The following is a 25124-nucleotide window of genomic DNA, read 5'->3' as shown; positions in this document are numbered from 1 at the left end:
ACATATAATCAGTTAGGAAATAAATATTTCCAACAAGGTCGCAAAACCAACCAATTCAAAATCAGTGAGTGCTGCCGGAAGTAAAATGGTATCACCCATTTTAAATTTAAATTCCACTCCAGATCCGTTTACAACCGAAAAATCACCTTCTGTACAAACCAAAACTGTAAAAGAAGTTCCGTTCTTGGTGAAATTCATTTTCCCGTCAAGCGGAATCACATTCGTGGAAAAATAAGCACAGTCCACAACCGGATTACTCATGTTTGCAACCGTTTCGTACTTCTTTTTCGATGCTACTTCATCATAGGTAATTGCATCCAAAGCCTGTTCAATGTGCAATTCCCTCGCATTTCCTTGAGCGTCTACCCTGTCCCAATCATAAATGCGATAAGTAATATCCGAAGTCTGCTGAATTTCCGCAATAACAGTTCCGGCACCGATAGCATGAATGGTTCCGGTTTCAAGAAAAAAAACATCTCCCTTCTTTACGGAAACCTTATTCAAAATGGACGGCAGCGATTTATTCTCCAAATGGTACAAATACTCATCCGCCGATGATTTTTCTTTAAAACCAACAATAATTTCTGCCCCCGGATCAGCCTGCATCACATACCACATTTCCGTTTTTCCAAAAGAATTGTGCCGCTTTTTAGCCAATTCATCATTGGGATGCAACTGTATAGACAAATCTTCTTTGGCATCCAAAAATTTAAAAAGCAAAGGAAATTCGGTCCCGAAATTATCGTAGACATTCTTTCCCATTATTTCTTCAGGAAATTTCAAAATCAGGTCATTAATCGATAAGCCAGCATAGCCGCCATTGGCCACAATGCTAACATCACCTGGAACTGTGGACAATTCCCAACTTTCACCTGTAGTGTCTGTCGGAATCGATTTATGCAAAAGGGAACTGAGTTTCGTCCCTCCCCAAATTCTCTCTTTCAAGATTGGTTCAAAAACCAAAGGATATACTTCAAAATTCATCTACATAAGACTTTTTACCATTTCCAACACTTTAGGAAAATGATTTTCGGCATTCATACTATCAAAAACCAATCGGACAATCCCTTTTTTATCTACCACGTAAGTCACTCTTCCGGGAAGCAGTCCCAATAAATTTGTGGGTACACCAAAAAGTTTTCGCAGGCTTTTATCCTCATCAGAAAGCAAGGTAAACGGAAGATCGTATTTTTTGGCAAACTGTTTATGAGATTGCACACTGTCACCACTAATACCGATAACTTCAGCCCCCATGTCTTTAAATTCCTCAAACTGGTCACGAAAAAAACACGCCTGTTTTGTACAACCCGGAGTATCGTCTTTCGGGTAAAAATAAATCACCAATACCTTTTTATGCAAAACAGAAGCAATGTAAAAATCATTCCCGTTTTGGTCTTTAGCACCGAATAACGGCAGCTTATCGCCTACTTTGATCTCATCCATTATTTACCGGAATAGGTTACAAAATTACGCGGCGTTTCATACAAAACAACTTCCAGATCATTTTCGGAAGTGATTCGTTTACGGATCAGATTCCAAATCACCACTACAATATTTTCCGCAGTAGGATTTAATTCCTGAAATTCAACCACATCGAGATTCAGGTTTTTATGATCGAAGCGGGATTCAACTTCCTCATAAATTATATCGGCCAACTCCTTAATATCAATCACATAGCCCGTTTCCGGATTTATTTTCCCGGTAACACTCACTATCAGTTCATAATTATGCCCATGAAAATTAGGGTTGTTGCATTTGCCGAAAATGCGCTCGTTTTGCTCATCCGACCAATCTTTACGATATAATCGGTGCGCAGCATTAAAATGGGCTTTTCTTGAAACGGTTACTCGCATTACAATTTATGATCTTCTAGATAATGATAAAATTCGTCAAATATAATTTTAAACCAAACGGTATAAATACCCGGATTTGACTGCATATCTTCCTTTACATCCTCAATCGACATCCATTTCCAGCTTTCCACCTCATCGGGATTAATTTTCGGTTCTCCGCTATAATAACCAATTAAAACATGATCCAACTCGTGTTCTGTCAAACCATTATCAAATGGAGCTTTATAGATAAACGAAAACAAATCCTTTAAATCAGTTGCAAACCCCATTTCCTCATACAAACGACGCGTTCCCGCCTGAATATTAGATTCTCCCTCCCTTTGGTGGCTGCAACAAGTGTTAGTCCACAACAATGGTGAGTGATATTTCTGATGTGCGCGCTGTTGAAGCATAATTTCATTCTTACCATTCAACACAAACACCGAAAAAGCCCTGTGAAGCAAAGCCTTTTCATGCGCCTCCAACTTTGGCATTAAGCCAATCTGTTCATCTTTTTCGTTGACTAATATTACGCGTTCTTCCACAATCGATGTATATATAATTGGTCAAAAATACAAAAAAAGAAATGGTTACATGGATTATTCAGACAATTCTTCACCGTTGAAAAATCACCAAAAAGGCACACTTTTCACTCCTCCAAATAGAGCAATTCTTACTGCAAATCACTGAATCTTACAGTAATATTCAGAGTACTAATAGTAGAACACGAACAATGCAAATAAAATCATGCATTCAAAAAACCTTCAAACTCAAGTTCCCCAGGTTTTCTTTTCCTACTTCATGGTCTCCACGCACTTAATTGCACACTTCTCACCATCAATAGCTGCAGAAATAATTCCGCCCGCATACCCCGCACCTTCTCCGCACGGATAAAGCCCTTTGATCTCAAGATGCTCTAAAGTCACATTATCTCTTGGAATGCGAACCGGTGAAGAGGTCCTGCTTTCCGGCGCGTGCAAGATAGCATCGTTGGTATAATAACCACGCATGGATTTTCCGAATTGGACAAAACCTTCCCTCATGATTTGCGTTAGGAAGCCCGGAAACACTTGCCCGAGTTCCACCGAAGTCGTCCCGGGAACATACGACGTTTTAGGAATATCACTGGAAACTTTGCTTTGCGTAAAATCCACCAAGCGTTGAGCCGGTACTTTTTGCGTTTCTCCCGCCAAATACCATGCTTTTTGCTCGATAGATTTCTGAAATTCCATACCAGCCAAGGCTCCGAATTTAGCAAACGGTTTAAAATCTTCCAGTTTCAATTCGACCACAATACCCGAATTAGCAGTTGCCTGATCACGTTTGGAAGGCGACCATCCATTGGTAACCACCTCGCCCGGACTAGTGGCACAAGGCGCAATCACACCACCCGGACACATACAGAAGGAATACATTCCGCGCCCATTCACCTGTTTTACTATCGAATAAGGAGCTGGAGGTAAAAACTCTCCTCTGAAATCGCAAGAATATTGAATAGTATCGATTAAACTCTGCGGATGTTCTGCCCGAACGCCTAATGCAAAAGGCTTGGCTTCAATCAAAACTTTCTTTCTGTCCAACAATTCGAAAATATCCCGTGCGGAATGCCCTGTCGCCAAAATAAGTTTCTTCGCTTCGATGATAGCACCGTTTTGAGTTACAACACCTTGCACTTCATTATTTTTGATGAGAATATCGTTTACGCGGGTTTCAAACAACACCTGACCTCCACATTCGATAATTTTCTCTCTGATATCCTGAATAATCTGTGGTAATTTATTGGTTCCAATATGAGGATGAGCCTCTACCATAATATCCGGCGTAGCTCCAAAAGCAACCAATAAAGCCAATATACGGTCAATATCACCACGTTTTTTCGAGCGGGTATATAATTTTCCATCGGAATAGGTTCCTGCTCCGCCTTCTCCAAAACAATAATTGGAATCTTCGTTTACGATATGATCCACATTGATGGCTTTCAGGTCACGGCGACGGCCGCGAACATCTTTTCCTCTTTCGATTACGATCGGCTTTACGCCTAATTCAATTAATTGCAAGGCAGCAAACAATCCGGCAGGACCTGCACCAACTACAATCACTTCCTGAGCATTGGCTACATTTTTATAATCCGGTAGTTCAATTTTACTTTCCACAAAGGATTCGCCCTGAAAAAAAACAGTGACTTTCAGATTAATCTTGATGGCACGCTGACGGGCGTCAATGGAGCGCTTAAGTATAGCAACATGTTGTATTTCTGCAGTTTTAACATGCATCAACTTGGCCAAATGATCGTTCAGCAAAGTTGAATTCGCAGCGACTTCCGGCGCCACTTGTATCAGTAATTCTCTAGGCATAACGTAGGTAAATTTTTATTTTACAAACAAATTCTTTGACAAAAGTACGAATTTGAAATCGATTATTCCGGAAGCCCCTTTCTTTGCTCAAAAGCTCTCAATGCGAAAGAAGCCAACCAATGTTCCCCTTCATAATTTCCATCCGTCAAAAAAGGCAGCGAGTGCTTCAAATGCAGATCGCCTACCGCTTTCAAATGCCTGAACTTTTCAAACTGAGCAGCAAGGGCATAAAAATGCCAGGCACGACTAAAATTCAATCCGTCGAGATGTACTAAATGTCCGTCTGTCCTGTCGGATACCTTTGCGGTTTCCCAAGCAAACTTCTTATCAAATAAAGGTTTTGCAAACTTTTTGGCCCATTTTAAGAATTCCTCTTCGGTCAAAATACGCTGCATGATCCCCATTTCTTCCATACAGGGCGATAAAAAATCGATACCGCTCGGCTCCCAGGCAAAAGGGCAACCCTCATCATTTTTAAACATTCGTAAAGCATTGTCTTTCAGTACTTTTTTGAATTTTTCATTTTTGAAATAAACAGCATAATCCCAAGCCAATGCCATCCCAAAAGCCGTATTATTGTGGGTTCCCACCCTAACCGGATAGTACAGTTTGGGTAAAAATTCGATATACATTTCAATTAACAAGTCAGATAGCGGCTGGAGATTTTGTGACAATTCCTGAGCAAACGGTTCGTTGCAATCTGACAATTCCTGTTGCAATTTCAACACCCAGGCCCAGCCGTAAAGTCTTTCAAAGGATTTTTCGTGTTTTTTCTTCAGATATACCACTTCTTTCTCAATATTCTCTTTAGAAAGATTGATTTTCAGTTTCTGAATGATTTCCTGGCGGTTGTCCAAATCAGGAAACTGTTTCAAAAGATAAACCAACGACCAATGACCATGCACGGATGAATGCCAGTCAAAACAACCGTAAAAAGAAGGATGTAATTCTTTTGGCGAGGCAATTTCCGTTGAGTCCAGCAACAACTGTCCTAATTTGTTGGGATACTCCTGTTGCATACATTTTAATGGTAATGATGCTAATCGATTGGCTTGTTCCAGATTCAACTGTTGGGAAAAACCGGTAAATGAAATTAAAAAAACGAAGGTTGTGACAAGTAAATTTCTCATTGCAAAAAACTAAGATTTACAAAGCTAACGATTTAAACTTAGAAATTTCAACTGCATCTTATTACCTTTACACTTTCAAACATATCCGAAAAAATGCAACGTCAGATCAAACTAATATGGGATTTCAGAGGACCGGCAGCAGCCAAAACCGCCGAGCATCATGAAATTCATTTAAAAGAATACATTGAAATCGAAAAATTACCCATCACCATAACCGGATTTCAGATTATTAATGAAATGTACGCCATTGCCTTTATGGTGGTTACCGATGAAAACATGATTCAGGTAAGAGACGCACTGAAACCACATCGAGGAGAATTGTTTCAGTAAAAAAAGTCACAGTTAACAGACAAAACTGTAAACTGTGACTGTATACTTTTTATAGTGCAAAACTCTAGTTAGCTACTTCGCTGATAAATTTGATACGCATCAATCGTAATTCTTCCGTATCATAATCACCTTCGAATTCATCCAGTGCATCCTGAATTTTATCAGAATGGGATTCCATGAAATAATCGTGAATTTCTTCCTGCTGATCTTCGTCCAGAATGTCATCCAACCAGTAACTGATATTCAGCTTCGTGCCGGAATAAACAATCTGTTCCATTTCTTTCAGGAGCGTATCCATATCTATTCCCTTGGCTTTGGCGATATCATCCAATGGCAGTTTTCTGTCTATATTCTGAATGATGTATAATTTCAGTGCAGAATTGGCTCCCGTTGATTTCACCACCAAATCATCCGGTCGCATAATGTCGTTATCTTCCACATAACGGGCGATTAGTTCGACAAATTCCTTACCGTATTTTTTAGCTTTTCCTTCTCCCACCCCATGAACATTGCTTAACTCATCGATAGAAATCGGGTATTTCAGCGCCATGTCTTCCAAAGAAGGTTCCTGAAAAACCACAAACGGCGGAACACCTAATTTTTTGGCTACTTTTTTTCGCAAATCCATCAGCATGGTCATCAGCGCTTCATCTGCCGTTCCTGAAGATTTGGCCGCAGTTACAATTGCTTCATCTTCAGTTTCACTGTATTCATGGTCTTCCGACATCATAAAAGAATACGGTTTTTTAATAAAATCCTTTCCTTTTTGTGTCAGTTTTATAACACCGTATGTTTCAATATCTTTAGAAAGCAATCCATCCACCAGTACCTGACGTATTAATGCCATCCAATATTTTTCATCATGGTCTTCCCCTTTAGCGAAGAATTTCTGAGCATCAGTCTTATGGGCCTTAATGGTTGCGTTGATTTTTCCGATAAGGGTAAAAATCACTTCTTTCGACTTATACAATTCTTTAGTGTCGCGAACAGTTTCCAAAAGCGTTACGACCTGATCCTGAGCTTCTACTTTCTTCTTCGGGTTGCGAACATTGTCATCCATATCAGCCCCTTCACCGTCCACATCATCAAATTCTTCACCAAAATAGTGGAGTAAAAATTTACGGCGTGACATTGACGTTTCTGCGTAAGCCACTACCTCCTGCAGCAAAGCAAAACCAATTTCCTGCTCAGCCACCGGTTTTCCGGCCATGAATTTTTCAAGTTTCTCGATATCTTTATAAGAGTAATAAGCCAAACAATGACCTTCTCCTCCGTCCCTGCCAGCCCTACCAGTTTCTTGATAGTAACTCTCCAGAGATTTCGGAATATCGTGATGGATCACAAAACGAACGTCCGGCTTGTCAATTCCCATACCAAAGGCAATGGTAGCCACCACTACTTCTACATCCTCCATAAGGAACATGTCCTGGTGTTTGGCTCTAGTTTTGGCATCCAATCCTGCATGATACGGAACCGCACTGATACCGTTAACCTGTAAAACCTGAGCAATTTCCTCAACCTTTTTACGGCTTAGGCAATAAATTACTCCCGACTTTCCTTTATGCTGTTTAATGAAGCGGATAATATCGCCTTCAATATTTTTAGTTTTGGTACGTACCTCATAGAATAAATTCGGACGGTTGAACGACGCCTTAAAAGTATTGGCATCTGTCATATCCAAATTTTTAAGAATATCTTCCTGAACTTTCGGTGTAGCGGTTGCCGTCAACCCAATGACAGGGATATCTTCCCCCAACTGCTTAATGATACTACGCAGGTTTCGGTATTCCGGTCGAAAATCATGTCCCCATTCCGAAATACAATGCGCCTCATCTATGGCCACAAAGGAAATAGGCACTCCTTTTAAAAAGTCGACATATTCTTCTTTTGTTAACGATTCGGGGGCGACGTATAACAATTTGGTCAATCCGGAAGTAATATCCTTCTTCACCTGATTGACTTCAGTTTTGGTAAGCGAAGAGTTTAAAACATGCGCAACGCCAAATTCAGAAGACAAACTCCTGATGGCATCCACCTGGTTTTTCATCAAGGCAATCAGCGGGGAAACAACTATAGCTGTACCATCCAGCACCAAAGCCGGCAGTTGGTAACACAATGACTTACCACCACCCGTAGGCATAATCACAAAAGTATTGTTATGAGTAATAATACTTTTGACAACACCTTCCTGTAAACCTTTGAACTGGTTAAAACCAAAAAATTTTTTTAACTCTTTATGTAAGTCAATTTCGCTTGGCTTCATTATCTATTAATAGGTATTTTTACATAAATTTGCAGAGAATAAAGATACGAAAATCTTTCATATTCACAAATTAATAAAATTTCTATTTTGACAGTCAGGGAAACCATTTTAAACACGGCAAAAAAAACTATATTATCAGAAAGCGAGAGCGTTGCTAATCTTATAAATTTCATTGATGATGATTTTGCAAAAGCGGTAGAGTTAATCTACAGTTGCAAAGGCCGCCTAATAGTTACCGGCATCGGAAAAAGCGCCATCATTGCTACTAAAATGGTAGCAACTTTCAATTCCACAGGCACACCTTCCATGTTCCTTCATGCAGCCGAAGCTATTCACGGCGATTTAGGAATGGTCCAACCCGGAGATGTGATTATCTGCATTTCTAAAAGCGGCAATAGCCCGGAAATCAAAGTACTTGTTCCTTTATTAAAGCGTTTTGGCAATACCCTTATCGGCATGACCGCTAATAAAAACTCTTTTCTGGGCAAAGAATCCGACTGCGTTTTAAACGCTCATGTAGATATGGAATCCTGCCCTAATAATTTAGCTCCAACCAACAGCACTACGGCGCAATTGGTTTTGGGAGATGCGCTTGCCGTTTGTTTGATGGAAATCCGAAACTTCGGAAGCGAAGACTTTGCAAAGTACCATCCAGGTGGTGCGTTAGGCAAAAAATTATTGCTTCGCGTGGTCGATATGCTGGATCAGACACATCGCCCTCAGGTAACTCCGGATTCCGATATCAGACACATAATCATGGAAATTTCCGAAAAGCGTTTGGGCGTTACCGCTGTAGTTGAAAATAATCATGTGGTCGGCATCATAACCGATGGTGACATACGAAGAATGCTTGAAAACAGAGACAGTTTCGGAGATTTGACCGCCAAGGACATCATGACCAAAAATCCAAAAACGGTACAATTATCAGATATGGTTGTAGATGCATTCAACACCATGGAAAACCACTCCATTACACAAATGATTGTTATCGACAGCAACCAATACAAAGGCGTTCTTCACATTCATGACATTTTAAAAGAAGGAATTATATAATGGCAGCGAATAAATCCGGAAAAGAAATGTCTTTTTTAGAACATTTGGAGGAATTCAGATGGCTGTTGGTACGAAGCACAATTGCCATTCTTATAGGCGGCTGCGTAGCCTATCACTTTAGCGATTTCATTTTCGACACTGTTATATTCGGCCCAAAAGACGGTAATTTCATAACCTACCGCTTCTTTTGCGAGATAGCCAACCAATACGATTTGGACAAAAGTTTCTGCATTCAGGAATTACCATTCGAATTGCAAAACCGAACCATGGAAGGGCAATTCTCAATGCTAATCTGGACTGCGATTACGGTAGGATTCATAATTGCTTTCCCTTTTATCCTGTGGGAATTATGGAAATTTGTCAGCCCGGCCCTATATGACAAAGAACGCAAAAACATTAAGCTTTTTATTTTTATTGCTTCACTCTTATTCTTTATGGGAGTAGCATTCGGTTATTTTGTCCTGACACCGCTCTCCATTAATTTCCTGGCCAACCTAACCATTAGTGACCATGTCAAAAACGCCATCGACGTAGAATCATACATCGGATTGGTAAAAACAACCTCACTTGCTACAGGTTTGGTCTTTGAATTGCCAATCGTAATTTATTTCCTTTCAAAGCTTGGAATCGTAACACCTCAATTCTTGAGGGATTACAGAAAATACTCGTATGTTATCATCCTAATTATAGCCGCAATTGTCACACCTCCTGATGTAATCAGTCAGACGATTGTAACCATTCCGCTTGTAATTCTGTATGAGATAAGTATTTTTATATCAAGTTTTGTAACCAAGAAGGAAGAACTTAAAACCATTTAATCATGGCTGATTTAGTAAAAGAATTCAACGACTACCGTTCGAAAATGAACGAAAAATTATTGGCCGATGACAATAAAGTTATCAAACGAATTTTCAATTTAGATACCAATGCCTATATGGAAGGCGCTTTGGATGTAAAAACCAAAGAACTTTTGGGATTGGTTGCTTCAGCAGTATTACGTTGCGATGATTGCATCAAATACCATTTGGAAACCGCATACAAAAACGGGATAACCAAAGAGGAAATGATGGAAACCATGGGAATTGCCACTTTAGTTGGCGGAACTATTGTTATTCCGCACCTGAGAAGAGCTTACGAATTTTGGGAAGCTTTAGAAAATCAGGAATAATTATTTGTTAATTTGTTGATGCAAATATCCTGTTATTCGTTTATTTGCAAACACAAAAATTTAGTCACTCAGCAACATTGATTACGCTGCAACTTAAAAAAGATGAAATTAAGAGCCGATAATATTGTTAAAACCTACAAAGGCAGAAGCGTGGTAAAAGGCGTTTCGGTGGAAGTAAATCGTGGAGAAATCGTTGGTTTATTAGGCCCGAACGGAGCCGGAAAAACCACTTCCTTCTACATGATTGTTGGTTTGGTAAAGCCCAATGCGGGAAACATCTACCTGGACGACACCAATATTACCGACTTCCCTATGTATAAACGCGCACAACACGGTATCGGATATCTGGCTCAGGAAGCTTCGGTTTTCCGAAAACTGAGCATTGAGGACAATATTTTAAGCGTATTACAGCTTACAAACCTTTCCAAAGTGGAACAGGAGGCTAAAATGGAATCACTGATTGACGAATTCAGCCTACAGCATATCAGAACTAACCGAGGGGATCTACTTTCGGGAGGAGAACGCCGTCGTACGGAAATCGCACGTTGCTTGGCTACTGACCCGAAATTCATTTTATTGGATGAGCCGTTTGCGGGAGTTGACCCGGTGGCGGTAGAAGATATTCAGCGTATCGTCGCTCAATTGAAAAACAAAAACATCGGAATCCTTATTACCGACCACAACGTACAGGAAACCCTTGCAATTACAGACAAAACCTATCTAATGTTTGAAGGAGGTATCCTAAAAGCCGGAGTACCGGATGAGTTGGTGGAAGACGAGATGGTACGTCGTGTATATTTAGGTCAGAATTTTGAGTTGAGAAAAAAGAAACTGGAGTTTTAATTAAGACAAAAAGTCAGCAAACTTCTGTCTCTGCAGCAAATGGAAAATCCAGATAAGGAAACTTTAGACAACTGGCACAAAGACCCAAATAACTGGAAATGGGGAATTTTCTATTACAATCCGAAAGATCCGAGAGTCATGGTTCCTAAAAAAATTGAATGGATGGGCTGGACCATCAATTTCGCCAACACCAAAGCCGTTCTTTTATTCCTTGGAATGGCTCTTTTCTTTATTTTCGTGGTAACGTTAATTTCTAATCATTAACTACTGAATACAAAGCGCCTTTAAATCTTCGCTGTTTCCGTTAAACACATTAACATCAACCATTCCCTTTATACCCGGGATCTGGGCTTTCTCGGTAAACTGCCAAAAATGCCAGTCTTTCTGAATCCGCTCCACAAAGAAATTGTAATTCGCAATCCACAATGGATACCCTTTAAATTCTTTCTTTAGAAAATCGGTATAATAACTCTCTCCGGAATAAATAATCGGCTTTACCTTATAATGTTTTTCGACATGCTTTAACCAACGGCGTAAGCCTACTTTCAAACTGTCGACAGATTGTTTTCTGGGTAATTTCTCAATATCAAGCACCGGAGGTAAATCTCCTTTTTTGAGTTTTACGGTTCGGATAAAATTCTCAGCCTGAGCAATTGAATTCTCATTCGGTCGATAATAGTGATAAGCCCCCCGAACAAAATAATGCTCTTTGGCCGCTTCCCAGTTTTCTTTGTAACGGGAATCAGTTTTGGCGCTTCCGGCTGTAGCACGAATAAAAACAAAAGATAATGGAAATTCATCTTCGATCTTATCGATTTTCCCCCATTCTATTTCCGATTGGTATTCGGAAACATCAAAACCAACCAGTTGGGTATCGTGCCTGCTCAGCACTTCAAAAATGCGGATATCCTCAATTTCGCGTTCATCTTCGGTGAGCTCGTTTACATTTTTATCGGTTTTAAATCCCAGATAATAAAGCAGTCCGTTTCGGTAATTATAAACCACCCCAATTAACAAAACCACAAAAAGCACTCCCAAAGTAAACAGCAATAATCGCCCAAAAGGAGTTTTGGTTGTTTTTGAAGATTTTGACCGTGATGTTCTTTTCGGTGGAGTTTTCTTTGCAGAAACACGTCTCATGAATTAAACCTGCTTATTTAAAACCTTATTATTTATCACCGAAAGGAATACATAAAAAAGAATAATCAGTGGAATAGCCAAATACTGGAACATCACTAATAATATAGCACAAACAGCTAAAAAGAACACTTGAAGTTTATTTTTCTCCCAGCTAAAATATTTCACTTTCAATGAAAACAAAGGAATTTCGGCATTTAACAGATAAGCACTTAAGAAACTTAAGCCAACCAGAAAATAAGGGTTACTCAAAATATTTGAAAGCCATTCGTACTGACTGGCAAACAAAATCATCGGAATACTCATGATTAATAGCGCATTTGCCGGTGTTGGCAATCCGATGAATGAATCGGTTTGGCGGGTATCAATATTGAACTTCGCTAAACGATAACATGATGCAATCGTAATTATGAAACCGATATAAGGCACAATTGCCATGTAATTGGTCTCAGGCGTCAGGGTATAAATATCTTGGTTCTCCTGAATATCAGACAGCATTTTATACATCACTAACCCAGGTACCACACCACTGGTCACCATATCGGCAAGCGAGTCCAACTGTACACCTAAAGGACTTTGTGCATTAAAAATACGTGCAAAAAAACCGTCCCAAAAATCAAAAAAGATACCTAGGCAAACTAAAGAAAATGCTTCAGGATAACTACCGTTAAAAGCGTGTATCAACGCCAAAAGTCCTGCAGTAAGATTTAAGAATGTAATAAGATTTGGGATCTGTTTTTTAAATGACATGCGTTTTCTTTTTAAACTGACACAAAGTTATACAATAAGTTAATATAAAACGGAGTTTAGTAATTGAGTTTTTTAATTCTTGCCAAAAAGTTGTTGTGCAATAAATTCAGGCACTGAGTCCTTACGGCAACAATTTGAAGGAATGTTTTTTAATGACCGTTTCATCTTATTATGTTATATTTGCGCAAACCAGAAAGGATACACATATTAAAAACATCTTGTAAGCAATTATCTCTCTGGCTTATTTCATATAGTAATAACAAATGACTTTGAAAAAGACCTGCCTTTTATTGGTGCTTTTTATATCAGTAATCACTCACTCACAGGTTGTTAGAAAATACTCTAACGAATTCATGAGCATTGGTGTAGATGCTGCAGCACTGGGCATGTCGAATGTGGTGGTATCCCATACTGCCGATGTTAACTCCGGATACTGGAACCCTGCCGGCCTTTTAAAAATGGAAGACAATCAGGTTTCGTTAATGCACGCCAGTTATTTTGCCAACATCGCCCAATACGACTATGCCGCCTATGCCATGCCTTTGGATGACCGTAGCGCTGTCGGTGTATCGTTAATCCGTTTCGGGGTTGATGACATATTAAATACCACACAACTTATAGACAGTCAGGGCAATGTCGATTACAACCGTATCAGTTTGTTTTCAGCGGCTGATTATGCTGTTACGGTGTCATACGCAAGAGCGCTTCCGGTTCAGGGATTCAACTATGGGATCAACGCAAAAATCATACGTCGTATAATTGGTGATTTTGCCAGCTCCTGGGGATTTGGTTTTGATCTGGGATTACAGTATGAAACACAGGACGAATGGAAGTTCGGACTTATGCTTCGCGATATCACCACAACTTACAACACTTGGGCCATAAACGACGAAGAGTTCCAAAAAATAAAAGATGCCGTTCCCGGCGAAAATCAGGAAGCCCCAGAAACTTCGGAAGTCACTTTACCGAAGGCACAATTAGGGATGTCCAAAAAGTTTATTTTCCATTATGATTACAGTCTTTTGGCGGCAGCGAACCTAAACATGCAGTTTGCCCGAACCAACGACATCTTCTCATCAAATCTGGTAAGTATTGATCCTGCCATCGGATTTGAAGGCGGGTACATCGATTTGGTTTTTCTTCGTGCCGGCTTGGGTAATTTCCAGAAAATTACCGAAATAGACAATTCTAAAAAAGTGAGTTTTCAGCCCAATATCGGTATCGGATTTAAATACAAAGGCATTCAGGTGGATTATGCCCTGACCGATTTAGGCGACCAGAGCGCTGCTTTATATTCCAATATTTTTTCGCTAAAAGTTGATTTAGGCATTTTCAGATAATGATACCACATATTTCATCCGTCAGGTTTTTCAAATATTTACTGATTACTTTCTTTTTTATCACTTCGGCAGGAGCACAAAATGCCATTTTATCTGAAAAAGCTACGGTAAGCCTGCTCACCTGCGGAACCGGAGCGGAATTATATTCTTTATACGGACACACCGCGCTTCGCATTAATGACCCCGCAAACAATATAGACATTGTTTACAATTATGGTACTTTCGACTTTACCACACCAAATTTTTACGGAAAATTCGTTAAAGGCGATTTGGAATACTTTGTAAGCACCAGCAGCTTTGAAGAATTCAATTACAGCTATGTCTATGACGACCGCGATATTTTCGAACAGAAATTGAACCTCACTCAGGCGCAAAAACAACAGATTTACGCAGAGCTAGGCGATGTTCTTGCCTCTGAGAAACGCTTCTATACGTATAAATTCATAGATAGGAATTGCACCACCATGGTACGCGATGTGATAAACAAAGTATTACCACATCCGATTTCGACCAATGTTCCTGATACCCAAAAAAAATACCGACAGATCCTTTATGATTACCAGACCGATAAATTCTACGAGAACCTGGGAATCAACTTGATGTTTGGAGCTAAGACCGACAAACAGTGCGACCAGTTATTCCTCCCGATAGAATTATTGCAGGGCATTGAACAGACAAAAATTGACGGTAAAAAATTAAGCGGCAGCACGGTAACTGTTTTTAAAAGTTCACAAAACGGCGCCCAAAAATCGCTTTGGAACAACATTTATACTTTTGCGCTGGCCTTGTTGGTCTTAGCTTATTTGGTTTACAAAAAGAGAAAGGCAGCAATTGTTTATTTAGCTGTTGTGGGAACAATGGGGTTATTCTTTTCTTTGGTGGGATTGTACTCTCTTCATCAGGAAATATTGTGGAATTACAATGCATTACTGATTAGTCCTCTTTTCCTTCCATTGGTTTGGCTTGTATTGCAAAAAAATACAGTTTGGGTTAACCGTCTTGTACTGGTGAGTTTTGGCTGTATTGCGATTTATCTTATTTACATGCTCAACAAGGCACATTTGATAATGATGATTCCAATAGTAGTAACTACATCGGCTTCTCTTTGGAAAGTGCGAAAAACTTCGGTTTAAAAAAGAAATACTTCCCCCTGAACCATGGAGCCTTAAAATCTGTTCATTAGCCCTGATGTAAGTGGCATCCTTTTGTGGAGCCTCGCGGAACAAAAGATAAAGCGGACAGCAGGAATAGAGTTTACAAACAAGTCCAAACGATTCGCTTCAAAAATTCCCACTATAACTCTAGCTTTCTAAAATTCTAACCCCTTATCCTTCACCTCTAAAACTACTAACTCAAATTCGTAATTCACAATTCGTAATTTCCTTTACTGTCCCCTAAAAAACAAAACGGCACTAAGTGTTTTCAGGACAATATTCACGTCCAGGAACAAACTGCGGTGTTTGATATAATACAGGTCGTATTGCAATTTAATTAAACTGTCTTCGATAGTTTCCCCATAAGAATGTTTTACCTGCGCCCATCCGGTAAGTCCGGGCTTGATAACGTGACGGGTCTGATAATAAGGCATGATTTCAGCAATCTGGCCCACAAAAACCGGACGCTCCGGACGAGGCCCTATTACCGCCATATCCCCTTTTAAAATGTTTATGAACTGAGGAAATTCATCTATTCTGCTTTTTCGTAAAAACTTCCCAAAAGGGGTAATTCGGGCGTCGTTCGCAGTGGCAAAAACAGCACCGTTAACTTCGGCATTAGTTACCATCGAACGGAATTTATAAATTTTGAAAGGCACGCCGTTTTTGCCTATACGCTCTTGGGTATAAATCAAGGCGCCCCTATTAGCTGCCAAATTCCCAAGCAGAAGAAAAGGTGTCAGCAGCAAGCCCACGGCCAATCCTGTTAAGGATATAACGACATCAAACAATCGGCTGGCATATATGTACAATTTATTCTGATTGCTCCTGCTAAAAGGAAAATATTTATAAAAATCTTTTTCTGAAAAATGAACCGGCAGTCGGTATGTACTGGTCTCATACACTTGTGAATACTCCCGTATAACAATTCCTTTCTCTAAAAACGACAACAACTTATCATAAACAACAACCGGTACTTCTTCGTTGGATTTGTTGGCTATTACGATTTCCGAAACAGAATTTTTCAAAATAAAAGACTCAAGATCTTCCGGAAATATTTTTGTGAGTTTCACTTTTCTTTTATTGGATTCCCTGGTACTCAAATACCCCATTACTTTATAGTTGGGATCGGCCTTCTCAAGTTCGCCAACTAAGGCGTCAACTGTTTTATCATCAGCCAGAAAAAGTACTTTCTTATAAAAATGATGCGAAGCCAGAAACTTCTGGTAGAACATCCTCCATAAAAATAAAGCACCTAAGATAGCGATGTAGAAAAATATAATCTGCAATCGGTTTTTAGGCAATGGTGGGGTAAAAATGGGCGTCAGCAAATACACAAACACCGTTGCTGTTGCGGTCAGAATAATACTTTTAATAATCTGAAACTGATTTCCGGCCACCTGAAGATTATACATTTCGAATATGGTTCCGAAAAACAACGTATAGAACGCTAACACAAAGGTCCAATAATAGCTGTGTATGGAAATACTAAAGTAGTCAAATTCAAGGTAAATCCCCAACAAATACAAGGTAATAAGAATCAGCAATACATCAAACGCCCTAAGCAAAATCTTGCGTTCCGATATCTCAAAATGTATTTTCTTATTTTTTGTCATCACCTTTAACTATAGGTGCAAAATAACAAATAATTATACAGAAAAACACTAGCATGTAACAATTAACAAAATAATTGTTTGTGACCAGCCATCTATCCTCCGTTCAGTAAATCATTCCAAGACACCTTTACGACATCCCAATCCCACATTTCAGCCTTTCGTCTTGCTTTTACTCCAATTTCTTGAGCAATTTCATGATTTTCGATCAGATAATGAACTGCGTTGACCATCGCTTCTGTATCATTATCATTTACCAGCAAAGCGTCCTCTTTATCGTTCAGTAAAAAAGGAATTCCCCCTACATTAGTTGAAACCACCGGCAAACCCAATGCCATGGCTTCCATGACACTCACAGGCGTATTATCGAAACGCGTTGTATTGATGAAAATATCATAGTCTTTTGACATTGCTATCCATTCTTCCTTAGACAACCTGCCTGTAAAACGAATGTTCAACCCCAATGAGCGGGCATACTCTTGTGTCAGAACTCCGCTCCCATCCTTATCTGGGCCTACCATGCATAATTTTGCTTCGGAATATTTTCTTTGTAATTCACACAATACATCTACCGCCATTTTGGGATTATATATTGCATCGAAAGCACGCACCCACAAGAGTTTTGGAGCTACGCTTTTTCTTTCTTTATAAGAATACTTATGAATTTCTACTGTATTTGGGATAAACAAAAGATTAGTAAATCCAAACTCTTTAAAGGCTTGATACAAATAATGGGAAGGAGCAACATTTTTATAGGCATTTTCAAACACCATTGCCGACAACTTAGGATTATTCTTTAATCGATTAGGTAAATTACCACCATGAAGTATTGGAATATACCGGATTTGTAAAATTCTGCACAGTTGGCTTGCAAAAAAAGCAAACCAAAATCCGGAGGTACTGTAAGTATCAATCAGGACAAAAGCGGTTTTTCGATTTATTACCACAGCCCACAGCATATCCGCCAGCCTCATAAACCAGTTCTTCTTGTCGGACGCACTGACAATATTATACCCCGCCTCTGTCAGTTGGGCACTCAGCGTTTCAACAGTGGTTACATTAAGTCCTTTTCCGGAAAGCTTATTCCCGAGGTACAGCAGGCTTTTCAAGGGCATATACTTTTAAAAGTGATAAGGCATAAACAAACGCAGGGGCTGCAATTCGCATGGCCGCGTGATTAATGGTCAGCAACCAGAAAACAACAAAAGACAGCAAAAACAGATGTTGTCGGTTATCCAGATACAATACCAAAGGAGTTATCAGTAAAATTAAAAGACAAACAACACCCAACGAGCCATGCTCTGCAAGCATGCGGCTTACTTCGTTGTGAGAGGCTGCTTCAATACCGGTCATCTCTTCTCTATATTCTTTATTTTTCCCTACCCCGATACCCAAAATCGGGTTATCCAAAAACATTTGGAATTCAGATTCAATTAAGCGCTCTCTACCTGTTAGTTTACTCTTTTTTATTCTTCCTCTTGCATCTTGGTTTGCATAACGCTTATTAATTAATCCACCGGTCTGAATAGAACTGTAGGTCCATATGCCTACTAAAAGAAAAAATACAAGTGCAACAAATCGTGCTATTTTTGATTTCGCTGCGGATTTTGTTGTTAAAAAAAGTATAGCTAAGAGTAGCACAATCATGATACCGCCCGCAATAACCCCTCCACGGGAAAAAGTCACAATCCCTCTAAAAGTAATTACTCCCAAAATAATGATATCGATGATGCGATGTTTTTTACTTTTAGACAAAATCATGATTTTGGAAAAAAAAAGAAAAATACCCAGTCCCAAAATAGTAGAAACCTGATTGGGTCCAAATCCTCCGGACGTTTGAAAATTAGAATCAGTATTGGTTACTACATCTTTAATGCTAGGGGTATACAGATACATGTAGGTTACTGTCGTCAAAATCGGAAAAGCCAAGGCATTAACAACACCCATCATTTCAGATAAGCTGATTTTTCGTCGGTAACAATAAATTGCGGAAACCGCCAAGCAAACAGGACCGATAATATTAAAAGTAATTGCTTTTCGTATATCGGTTTCAAAGTTAAGTGAAAGCGTACCTACAATAATTCCCGGAATAAGTAAAATCATAAAAACAAAGTACAACAAAGCGTTTTTGGAAAATCCTCTGTAATACATGCCAAAACCCAAACTTCCCATAACTACATACTTTGCAAATTGTTCTCCGAAATTCCCTCCGGTCATCCGGAGAAAAACCTCTGCACCTACTACATAAGCAGCAACATAAAGGGCTTCATTATTAGCATTCTTCTTTTTAATTATAATATAAAACCCCAATAAAACAATAGCTAAAGCATACAATTTTGAAAAAAGAGGCAAAAAATACACGCTTATTCCAATCAGAATATGCAATAGGACCAATTCACTATAGGATATCTCTTTTTTTTTCATTTTTACATTTTTTTATAAAAATCAATAGCTTCACCAACAACAGCATTCACTGAAAACTTTTTAGAAACAATAGTATTTAAATTATGTGCAAATTTATCTCTTAACGCTTCGATTTCAGTTAATGTATTTAATCTGGCCTGTATACTGCCCACTTCTTCCGGTGCTATTAAAAAACCATTCTCGTTATCTTCAATAATCTCGGGACAATACCCTACATTAGTCGATAAAACAGCCAGAGGAGTCAATCCGTATTCCAAAAGTGTTACCGGAAAACCTTCATAAGTAGACACCAACACTCCGATATCGGATTGCTTTAAAACGGAAAACACATCCGGACAACTCCCGTAAAAAAAAACCTTGTCCTCCACTTTATTTTCCTTCACAAAATACTTCAATCTCAGGGAGTAATCATCTTCATTATCTTTTCCGATAAGATGCAGCGTCCAGCCGGATTGCAAGGCATTGGAAGCAGCAAATGCTTTCAGAAGCGTAATATGATTTTTAGGGGTTCTCAGATTGGCAAGACAAACAATCCTTTTACCTGCAGTCCCTTTTAAAAAAGTAGTCTGTATTTCCTGCTCGGGAACTTCCGAAAAATTCGGAAGATATAATATGTTTTTGCACTTTAAATAAGACAATGCCCATCGCTCCAATTCGGTATTACAGGCAATAACGCCGTTAAAAAAACAGGAAAACCACACGATTTTTCTGTTACCCGACAAAGGAAGATACAAGCGATTCCCATTATGATCATGCCACACAATTTTAATTCCGGGAGAAAGTAACCGTACCAGAACAGCAATAAAAAAAGAACTGCTGTGCGCATGAACATGCGTAACTTTATTATGAGCGATGTACTTTCTTAGCTTCAAAATAGCCGAAAGATCAACTGTTCTTTTTTTGTTTAAAAAAAGATAACCAACCTTAGAAGACAACTGCTCTTTCAGCACCCCTTCATTTCGAGTCGCGACCAATCCGGAAAAAGTGATCCTATCCGCTAAGGCATTGGCATAATTCACAGCCATGCGCTCCGCACCTCCGGTCTCCAGACTATCTATTAACTGTACAATGCGCACGCTCTTATCTCTTTAATTTATTAATCAACCTTTTTTTTACTACTGTTATCCTAAGATTTTCACTTGTTATCCTGAACTTACGAAGGATCTCTGTCATCCCGACGAAGGAGGTAGGAGGGCTTTGCTCGAATTGGCGAAGCAATCTCTAAAGACACAAAACCTTCACTCAAATTGGTGCAGCAACCTGCTTTCCCCCTTCTGCCTTCTGACTACTCCCCGTTCAACAGTACCCTAATCTCTTCTTCAAAATAATCCAAAGTATATTTCCGCGACCAATGTAACGCTTTTTCCGCTTTCACGGAATAATTTTCAGCATCGTTTATACAAGCGGACAACTGTTTCACATCACTATCCTCATCCAGGGTAAGAACAATCCCCCTGTTTCCCAAATCCAACATATAGGAAACACAGGATACAGGTGTAGCAACGGGAACACAACCCCAAAACATGGCTTCCGCCACCACCTTAGGCCACCCTTCACTTTTAGACGGTAAAAGTACAAAATGACTTTGTTGATAAGCTGTCTTCACCGTTTCCGCAGTCTGATTACCATATAAAACAATATTTCCTTCTAATCCTTTATTTTTAATATAAGACTCCAACACAGGTCGTTCTTTACCCTCACCATACAAATCCAAACATACCGGATACCCCAAATGCAGTAACCGTTCCACCAACTGAACCGCATACAAAGGCCGTTTCCCTACCGATAAAGTCCCCACAAACAAAAACCGAATGCTATCCTGAACTTGTCGAAGATCACTTTTCTCTTTTCCCTTTTCACTTTCCCTATAAGAAGCCGTAAAAAAAGGCTTAATATTTCTACTGCTCCCCTCCCATTCCCCATATACTAGCACCTGCATGTTTTGGGTTAGAAAGGTAGTACTCAAAATCCATTTCTGAAGACGGTAACTCAGGGGTTGCTTTGCTTTAGGATCCCAATTCCCGGCATACTTAGCTGTCTTCGGGGTATTCGGAAAAAAAATCTGAACCAGACAGCCTAGTAACCCTATATTACAAGGACAGCGAAAATGAATATGATCCGCACTTCGAAAAGCTTTCGCAATAATAAATAGGTTTATTAAAACAACTTTTATCGTTCTCAAAATCTGGGAAAAGGAAGTGATATCAAACTCTTTTAATGGAATAACATTCGCAATAGCAAAAGGAATATCGGAAACCAACAGATTTCGATCTGAAGACCATACTGGACAGCAAAAACTCACCGAATCAGCATATTTAGCCCAAAGTTCCATCTCTTTCACATAGGGTCCGTATGCTTTCCAACCATCAGTTGCAGGTATTAACGGGGCTGCGGAAATAACTAATAATTTCATCAGATATAGCCCTTAGAACCTTTAGTGGAAATTTCAACAGCTGGTACTCCCAAAACAACCGTACCTGTATTTACATTGTTGGTAACCAGGGAGCAGGCACCTATAACAGCATTATCGCCCACAGTAATTTTTCCGGCCACGACCGAATTAGCGCCAATGTATACATTGTTCCCTATCACGGGAACACCCCTGTTTTCGCCGGTACCCGAAACACCAATAGTTACCCCCTGTGATATGTTGCAGTTAGTACCGATAACCGTTTTTGAATTCAATATGATACCGCCAAAATGACCAATATAAAAAGAATGTCCTATAGAAGCTGAAGCCGGAATGGAAATCCCTGTTGTTAGTTCAATTCCTTTTTGCCACAAAAGACAAAGAAAAAGCAAAATTTGGCGAAGCAATGGCACACGAATGGTTCGGTAAACAGCATTAGCGGTTCGGTACTGAAAAATAGCCCAGAACCCTTGTGTAAAAAAAACTATAGTAATAAAGCGGCCACCGTATTTTTTGTATTTTCTATAATCAGAAAGTAGCATAATTACAAGATAGATTTATAAAATTCTATGTTTTGATTAACAATAGTTTCCAAACTAAATCTTTCGGCAATATCTAATCTTGCACTTTGTCCTATCAATTTACATTCGTTTGAATGTTCTAAAGCCCATTTAATTTTAACAGCAATATCTTCGGGAGAAGAAGGATTAGCCAAAATACCTGTTACACCATCCTTAACTGCTTCAGGTCCAGGCCCTGTTAGACTACCAATAAATATTTTGCCCATAGCCAACACTTCCAACCAAGCAACCGGCATCGCTTCCATATGACTTGGATAGCAGCAAATGTGTGCCTTCGCAATAATTTGAGGCATTTCAATATTAGGAACTATTCCAAGAAATTTAATATGTTTAGCTGTTTTATCTGTAATTGATTTTTCTAAAACCGGAAGATATGGAATTCTTGTACCTGGGAGATTCCCTCCTCTTCCCGCAATAAGCAGCCGTATGTTTGGAAATTGATCAACCAAATACTCCAACGATTCCACTAATTGTCTAACTCCCTTTTTTTCAACGATACTACCTGCAAATAATATTGTCTGAGGGATATTTTCTTCATTCGAGGCATCAAAAAATTTATCAATATCAATGGGATTAAAAATTACTTGAATAGGAACTTTTCCTAAATCAAGTAAATCTCTGGTAGTTTCCCCTACATATTTCGAAACCGCGATTATATAATCCGCTTTTTTAAAAGAACGTTTTTCCTGAAAAGCTTTCCACCATTCAACAGGCCTGTTTTCCGCTTTTGCGAAATAGTGATGACCACCATGCATTCTGATTACATATTTAACTCCATTAATCTTAGGTAAAAAAGCCATACCTAATTCTGGAGTTTCTACAAAATCAATACGGTTTTCTTTGTGGATGACTTCAATTTTTCTTGCAATTTCCCTAGAATTAATTAACCATTGCAATCCTTTTACCTTCTTTGCAGCTAATCGATAAACAGTTATATTATTTATGGTTTCTTTCTCTTCTTTTGAAGTATAATTTAAACCAATAACACTCACTTTAATTCCTTTTTCTGCTAATGATTTCCCCAATGTCGCCACAAATGTACCTACACCACCGTGAGGAAACCCCAATTTTGGAAACTCAGATGTAATAAAACAGATGTGCATATTACTGTAATTTTAAAATAGTTCTAATATTTGATGAGGCATTTTTATAATCAGCAATAATAACTGATTTCCATTGAGCCATGACAACCACATTATTTTTTTTAACTATTTTTTTGGTTATTTCGCTACTATTATTCAGCCATATTACCGCTTCCTTTGCCGGCATGCTTCTAAAATGCTGAAATTGATAGATAGTTTCAACAGACCAATTTTCAACATTTTTTTTTCTTTGATCATATTTTATAAAAATGCAAGGCTTTCCAAACATAGCAAAATCAAATGCCATAGTTGAACCGACATTAATCACCATGTCAGAATAATAAGCTGTGCTGACAAGCAAGGAAATATCTTCCCTTGAAGGATAGACCATATTCCAGTCTTTTGATTTCTTAAACAACCAGATTGGTGGAGCCTCTTTAATAAGATCATTGTATTTTTGAATAATCGAATCAAATCTCCCTGACAAATCCACAGGACAACGACGCAGCAAAATCTGATATTCTGCATCCAACCCATGCTTTAAAATTTCGTTAGCAATATCTTCAAGATATTGAGGATCATCTGGAGAAGTTAAACTATCATCACCTGAATAGCAAATAATTTTCTTATTCAAATCCAAGTTATATCTGCTGTAAAATTCTTCTTTTGGAATAATATTTTCGGGATTATCATAACATTCAAACTGCGGTGTCCCGGTAATATGAATCTTCGATTGCGGAATTTCCGGATAATACATTTTCATTTCTGCTTTCATGTATTCAGACCACACCAAGTATTTATCGGCCCGAAGCGCCATTCTCGCCTTAGGTAAATTATCCCAAGAGTATATTACAGTTGTCGTCTCGATACCCAAATCTTTTGCGGCAGCGAAAACTGTTGCACATTGTAAACCTCTTTGATGGGAACAAAACAATTTATCCGGCTTAACTTCTTCAAGTATTTTTTTTACTTCAAAATAAAACGGGTTTTTCCGAATTTCTTTCTGATAGGCAATTTCCAATTTCGCAATACTTTCGTATTTTTTAAACATAGGAGCAGAAAATGCTATTACTTTATAAAAAATTTTCTTAAAGTAACCTTTATGGGATGTTTTCCAGTTAGTGAGAATTGTTCTATTCCCGGTTAAAGTGGTATTGTAATGCAAACGGGAAATACAAATCAATTCTCTGATGAATTTTTCCTTTGCACTTTCAAAATATTTTGGAATTTTAAGCGCCGTCGAAACATTAGTAATTTTCTTTATTTCTGCTTCCGTTTCATCATCAAAATTATGGAATAATATGAGTTCATCTTCCGAAGCTCTGAAAATATCAGAATACAGATAGTTTCGGATTCCGACACCATCAGGGAATAACAACATTAATTTATTTTTTGACATTATATCTCTAACTTTTTGGTGATTCAATTGCCAAATATCGTTTTTTTTTCAGCAACACAGTATAATTTCAAAATCAAATTTTGACTTGAAAATTCAATTTAAGACTTTATTTTGAAACAGATTAATGTTAAAAATCACATTTTACATATCCAATTTATTGCACATCTGTAATCTCGCTAATTTTTCGGTATAACTGTCGCTGTTAGGAAACACATTTCCATCACCTCCACTAAAATAATACGAAATGATATATAGACTCGG

25 protein-coding genes are annotated in these 25124 nt (G+C 38.7%); 8 read left to right on the top strand and 17 right to left on the bottom strand.

All coding sequences use genetic code 11. From position 1 onward, the window contains the following. Positions 1 to 12: 12 nt before the first annotated feature. The 6 genes from LZF87_RS06765 to LZF87_RS06740 all read right to left on the bottom strand — a co-directional run bounded on the left by LZF87_RS06765 (position 13) and on the right by LZF87_RS06740 (position 5316). Positions 13 to 984 carry a type I phosphomannose isomerase catalytic subunit gene (locus tag LZF87_RS06765; RefSeq protein WP_244343390.1) on the bottom strand — a complete coding sequence of 324 codons (972 nt, stop codon included), beginning with the start codon at positions 982 to 984 and terminating at the stop codon, positions 13 to 15. Further along, entirely contained in the window at positions 985 to 1443 is a 459-nt protein-coding gene (locus LZF87_RS06760) for a peroxiredoxin (RefSeq protein ID WP_244343376.1), read from the bottom strand. Then, a complete protein-coding gene (locus LZF87_RS06755; RefSeq protein WP_244343375.1) occupies positions 1443 to 1853 on the bottom strand; it encodes a 6-pyruvoyl trahydropterin synthase family protein in 411 nt (136 codons plus the stop codon). The genes LZF87_RS06760 and LZF87_RS06755 overlap by 1 nt, the downstream gene beginning before the upstream one ends. Next, complete coding sequence (idi, locus tag LZF87_RS06750) at positions 1853 to 2380, bottom strand: isopentenyl-diphosphate Delta-isomerase (protein WP_244343737.1); 528 nt, start codon at positions 2378 to 2380, stop codon at positions 1853 to 1855. The genes LZF87_RS06755 and idi overlap by 1 nt, the downstream gene beginning before the upstream one ends. Before the next feature lie 246 nt (positions 2381 to 2626). Next, entirely contained in the window at positions 2627 to 4186 is a 1560-nt protein-coding gene (locus LZF87_RS06745) for an NAD(P)/FAD-dependent oxidoreductase (protein WP_244343374.1), read from the bottom strand. 62 nt (positions 4187 to 4248) lie between these two features. Further along, on the bottom strand, positions 4249 to 5316 hold the full coding sequence (locus LZF87_RS06740) for a DUF2891 domain-containing protein (protein WP_244343373.1): 1068 nt from the start codon (positions 5314 to 5316) through the stop codon (positions 4249 to 4251). Between the two features lie 93 nt (positions 5317 to 5409). Between LZF87_RS06740 and LZF87_RS06735 the strand changes: the two genes are divergently transcribed. Further along, complete coding sequence (locus LZF87_RS06735) at positions 5410 to 5646, top strand: hypothetical protein (RefSeq protein WP_244343372.1); 237 nt, start codon at positions 5410 to 5412, stop codon at positions 5644 to 5646. 64 nt (positions 5647 to 5710) lie between these two features. Here LZF87_RS06735 and LZF87_RS06730 read toward each other — a convergent pair whose 3' ends face one another. Further along, a complete protein-coding gene (locus LZF87_RS06730) occupies positions 5711 to 7909 on the bottom strand; it encodes a RecQ family ATP-dependent DNA helicase (protein WP_244343370.1) in 2199 nt (732 codons plus the stop codon). A gap of 87 nt (positions 7910 to 7996) precedes the next feature. Here LZF87_RS06730 and LZF87_RS06725 point away from each other — a divergent pair, with 87 nt between their 5' ends. The 5 genes from LZF87_RS06725 (at position 7997) to LZF87_RS06705 (ending at position 11237) form a co-directional block, all read left to right on the top strand. Further along, positions 7997 to 8962 carry a KpsF/GutQ family sugar-phosphate isomerase gene (locus LZF87_RS06725; RefSeq protein WP_244343369.1) on the top strand — a complete coding sequence of 322 codons (966 nt, stop codon included), beginning with the start codon at positions 7997 to 7999 and terminating at the stop codon, positions 8960 to 8962. Then, positions 8962 to 9780: a twin-arginine translocase subunit TatC gene (gene tatC, locus LZF87_RS06720; RefSeq protein ID WP_244343368.1), complete on the top strand. Its 819-nt coding sequence runs from the start codon at positions 8962 to 8964 to the stop codon at positions 9778 to 9780. The genes LZF87_RS06725 and tatC overlap by 1 nt, the downstream gene beginning before the upstream one ends. A gap of 2 nt (positions 9781 to 9782) precedes the next feature. After that, positions 9783 to 10130 (top strand): carboxymuconolactone decarboxylase family protein, encoded by a 348-nt coding sequence (locus tag LZF87_RS06715; RefSeq protein ID WP_244343367.1) that lies wholly within the window; start codon positions 9783 to 9785, stop codon positions 10128 to 10130. Between the two features lie 102 nt (positions 10131 to 10232). After that, positions 10233 to 10973 carry an LPS export ABC transporter ATP-binding protein gene (gene lptB / locus LZF87_RS06710; protein WP_244343366.1) on the top strand — a complete coding sequence of 247 codons (741 nt, stop codon included), beginning with the start codon at positions 10233 to 10235 and terminating at the stop codon, positions 10971 to 10973. A gap of 39 nt (positions 10974 to 11012) precedes the next feature. Continuing rightward, positions 11013 to 11237: a DUF5808 domain-containing protein gene (locus LZF87_RS06705; RefSeq protein WP_244343363.1), complete on the top strand. Its 225-nt coding sequence runs from the start codon at positions 11013 to 11015 to the stop codon at positions 11235 to 11237. On the opposite strand, the gene LZF87_RS06700 is transcribed toward LZF87_RS06705, so the two are convergent. Continuing rightward, positions 11238 to 12113, bottom strand: coding sequence for a glycoside hydrolase family 25 protein (locus tag LZF87_RS06700; RefSeq protein ID WP_244343360.1), 876 nt, complete (start codon positions 12111 to 12113; stop codon positions 11238 to 11240). Positions 12114 to 12116: 3 nt separating this feature from the next. Then, positions 12117 to 12860, bottom strand: coding sequence for a CDP-alcohol phosphatidyltransferase family protein (locus LZF87_RS06695; protein ID WP_244343357.1), 744 nt, complete (start codon positions 12858 to 12860; stop codon positions 12117 to 12119). 263 nt (positions 12861 to 13123) lie between these two features. Between LZF87_RS06695 and LZF87_RS06690 the strand changes: the two genes are divergently transcribed. Further along, entirely contained in the window at positions 13124 to 14200 is a 1077-nt protein-coding gene (locus tag LZF87_RS06690) for a PorV/PorQ family protein (protein WP_244343354.1), read from the top strand. Then, positions 14200 to 15333, top strand: a complete 1134-nt coding sequence (locus LZF87_RS06685) for a DUF4105 domain-containing protein (RefSeq protein WP_244343351.1) — start codon at positions 14200 to 14202, stop codon at positions 15331 to 15333. Before LZF87_RS06690 ends, LZF87_RS06685 begins: the two co-directional genes overlap by 1 nt. Positions 15334 to 15584: 251 nt before the next feature. Here the strand turns inward: LZF87_RS06685 and LZF87_RS06680 are convergent, their stop codons facing one another. The 8 genes from LZF87_RS06680 to LZF87_RS06645 all read right to left on the bottom strand — a co-directional run bounded on the left by LZF87_RS06680 (position 15585) and on the right by LZF87_RS06645 (position 24863). Next, complete coding sequence (locus LZF87_RS06680) at positions 15585 to 16970, bottom strand: exopolysaccharide biosynthesis polyprenyl glycosylphosphotransferase (RefSeq protein ID WP_244343341.1); 1386 nt, start codon at positions 16968 to 16970, stop codon at positions 15585 to 15587. 92 nt (positions 16971 to 17062) lie between these two features. Next, positions 17063 to 18082 (bottom strand): glycosyltransferase family 4 protein, encoded by a 1020-nt coding sequence (locus LZF87_RS06675; RefSeq protein WP_244343340.1) that lies wholly within the window; start codon positions 18080 to 18082, stop codon positions 17063 to 17065. After that, a complete protein-coding gene (locus tag LZF87_RS06670; protein ID WP_244343339.1) occupies positions 18048 to 19391 on the bottom strand; it encodes an O-antigen ligase family protein in 1344 nt (447 codons plus the stop codon). The genes LZF87_RS06675 and LZF87_RS06670 overlap by 35 nt, the downstream gene beginning before the upstream one ends. A gap of 2 nt (positions 19392 to 19393) precedes the next feature. After that, entirely contained in the window at positions 19394 to 20467 is a 1074-nt protein-coding gene (locus LZF87_RS06665; protein ID WP_244343338.1) for a glycosyltransferase, read from the bottom strand. Positions 20468 to 20676: 209 nt separating this feature from the next. Beyond that, complete coding sequence (locus tag LZF87_RS06660; RefSeq protein ID WP_244343336.1) at positions 20677 to 21804, bottom strand: glycosyltransferase; 1128 nt, start codon at positions 21802 to 21804, stop codon at positions 20677 to 20679. After that, positions 21804 to 22343, bottom strand: a complete 540-nt coding sequence (locus LZF87_RS06655) for a serine O-acetyltransferase (protein WP_244343335.1) — start codon at positions 22341 to 22343, stop codon at positions 21804 to 21806. The genes LZF87_RS06660 and LZF87_RS06655 overlap by 1 nt, the downstream gene beginning before the upstream one ends. A gap of 2 nt (positions 22344 to 22345) precedes the next feature. Continuing rightward, the gene (locus LZF87_RS06650; RefSeq protein ID WP_244343322.1) at positions 22346 to 23485 is read right to left on the bottom strand and encodes a glycosyltransferase family 4 protein; all 1140 of its coding nucleotides are present in this window, start codon (positions 23483 to 23485) and stop codon (positions 22346 to 22348) included. Between the two features lies 1 nt (position 23486). After that, positions 23487 to 24863: a CDP-glycerol glycerophosphotransferase family protein gene (locus LZF87_RS06645; RefSeq protein ID WP_244343308.1), complete on the bottom strand. Its 1377-nt coding sequence runs from the start codon at positions 24861 to 24863 to the stop codon at positions 23487 to 23489. Positions 24864 to 25124 lie beyond the last annotated feature (261 nt).

This window comes from Flavobacterium enshiense (genome assembly GCF_022836875.1).
Taxonomy (GTDB): Bacteria; Bacteroidota; Bacteroidia; order Flavobacteriales; family Flavobacteriaceae; genus Flavobacterium; species Flavobacterium enshiense_A.
This window is presented reverse-complemented; position numbering and strand designations above follow the sequence as displayed.

Coding starts and splice junctions, on each gene's coding strand:
- LZF87_RS06765 (WP_244343390.1), bottom strand. CDS start 984: ATGAATTTTGAAGTATATCCTTTGGTTTTTGAACCAATCTTGAAAGAG.
- LZF87_RS06760 (WP_244343376.1), bottom strand. CDS start 1,443: ATGGATGAGATCAAAGTAGGCGATAAGCTGCCGTTATTCGGTGCTAAA.
- LZF87_RS06755 (WP_244343375.1), bottom strand. CDS start 1,853: ATGCGAGTAACCGTTTCAAGAAAAGCCCATTTTAATGCTGCGCACCGA.
- LZF87_RS06745 (WP_244343374.1), bottom strand. CDS start 4,186: ATGCCTAGAGAATTACTGATACAAGTGGCGCCGGAAGTCGCTGCGAAT.
- LZF87_RS06740 (WP_244343373.1), bottom strand. CDS start 5,316: ATGAGAAATTTACTTGTCACAACCTTCGTTTTTTTAATTTCATTTACC.
- LZF87_RS06735 (WP_244343372.1), top strand. CDS start 5,410: ATGCAACGTCAGATCAAACTAATATGGGATTTCAGAGGACCGGCAGCA.
- LZF87_RS06730 (WP_244343370.1), bottom strand. CDS start 7,909: ATGAAGCCAAGCGAAATTGACTTACATAAAGAGTTAAAAAAATTTTTT.
- tatC (WP_244343368.1), top strand. CDS start 8,962: ATGGCAGCGAATAAATCCGGAAAAGAAATGTCTTTTTTAGAACATTTG.
- LZF87_RS06715 (WP_244343367.1), top strand. CDS start 9,783: ATGGCTGATTTAGTAAAAGAATTCAACGACTACCGTTCGAAAATGAAC.
- lptB (WP_244343366.1), top strand. CDS start 10,233: ATGAAATTAAGAGCCGATAATATTGTTAAAACCTACAAAGGCAGAAGC.
- LZF87_RS06705 (WP_244343363.1), top strand. CDS start 11,013: ATGGAAAATCCAGATAAGGAAACTTTAGACAACTGGCACAAAGACCCA.
- LZF87_RS06700 (WP_244343360.1), bottom strand. CDS start 12,113: ATGAGACGTGTTTCTGCAAAGAAAACTCCACCGAAAAGAACATCACGG.
- LZF87_RS06695 (WP_244343357.1), bottom strand. CDS start 12,860: ATGTCATTTAAAAAACAGATCCCAAATCTTATTACATTCTTAAATCTT.
- LZF87_RS06690 (WP_244343354.1), top strand. CDS start 13,124: ATGACTTTGAAAAAGACCTGCCTTTTATTGGTGCTTTTTATATCAGTA.
- LZF87_RS06685 (WP_244343351.1), top strand. CDS start 14,200: ATGATACCACATATTTCATCCGTCAGGTTTTTCAAATATTTACTGATT.
- LZF87_RS06680 (WP_244343341.1), bottom strand. CDS start 16,970: ATGACAAAAAATAAGAAAATACATTTTGAGATATCGGAACGCAAGATT.
- LZF87_RS06675 (WP_244343340.1), bottom strand. CDS start 18,082: ATGCCCTTGAAAAGCCTGCTGTACCTCGGGAATAAGCTTTCCGGAAAA.
- LZF87_RS06670 (WP_244343339.1), bottom strand. CDS start 19,391: ATGAAAAAAAAAGAGATATCCTATAGTGAATTGGTCCTATTGCATATT.
- LZF87_RS06660 (WP_244343336.1), bottom strand. CDS start 21,804: ATGAAATTATTAGTTATTTCCGCAGCCCCGTTAATACCTGCAACTGAT.
- LZF87_RS06655 (WP_244343335.1), bottom strand. CDS start 22,343: ATGCTACTTTCTGATTATAGAAAATACAAAAAATACGGTGGCCGCTTT.
- LZF87_RS06650 (WP_244343322.1), bottom strand. CDS start 23,485: ATGCACATCTGTTTTATTACATCTGAGTTTCCAAAATTGGGGTTTCCT.
- LZF87_RS06645 (WP_244343308.1), bottom strand. CDS start 24,863: ATGTCAAAAAATAAATTAATGTTGTTATTCCCTGATGGTGTCGGAATC.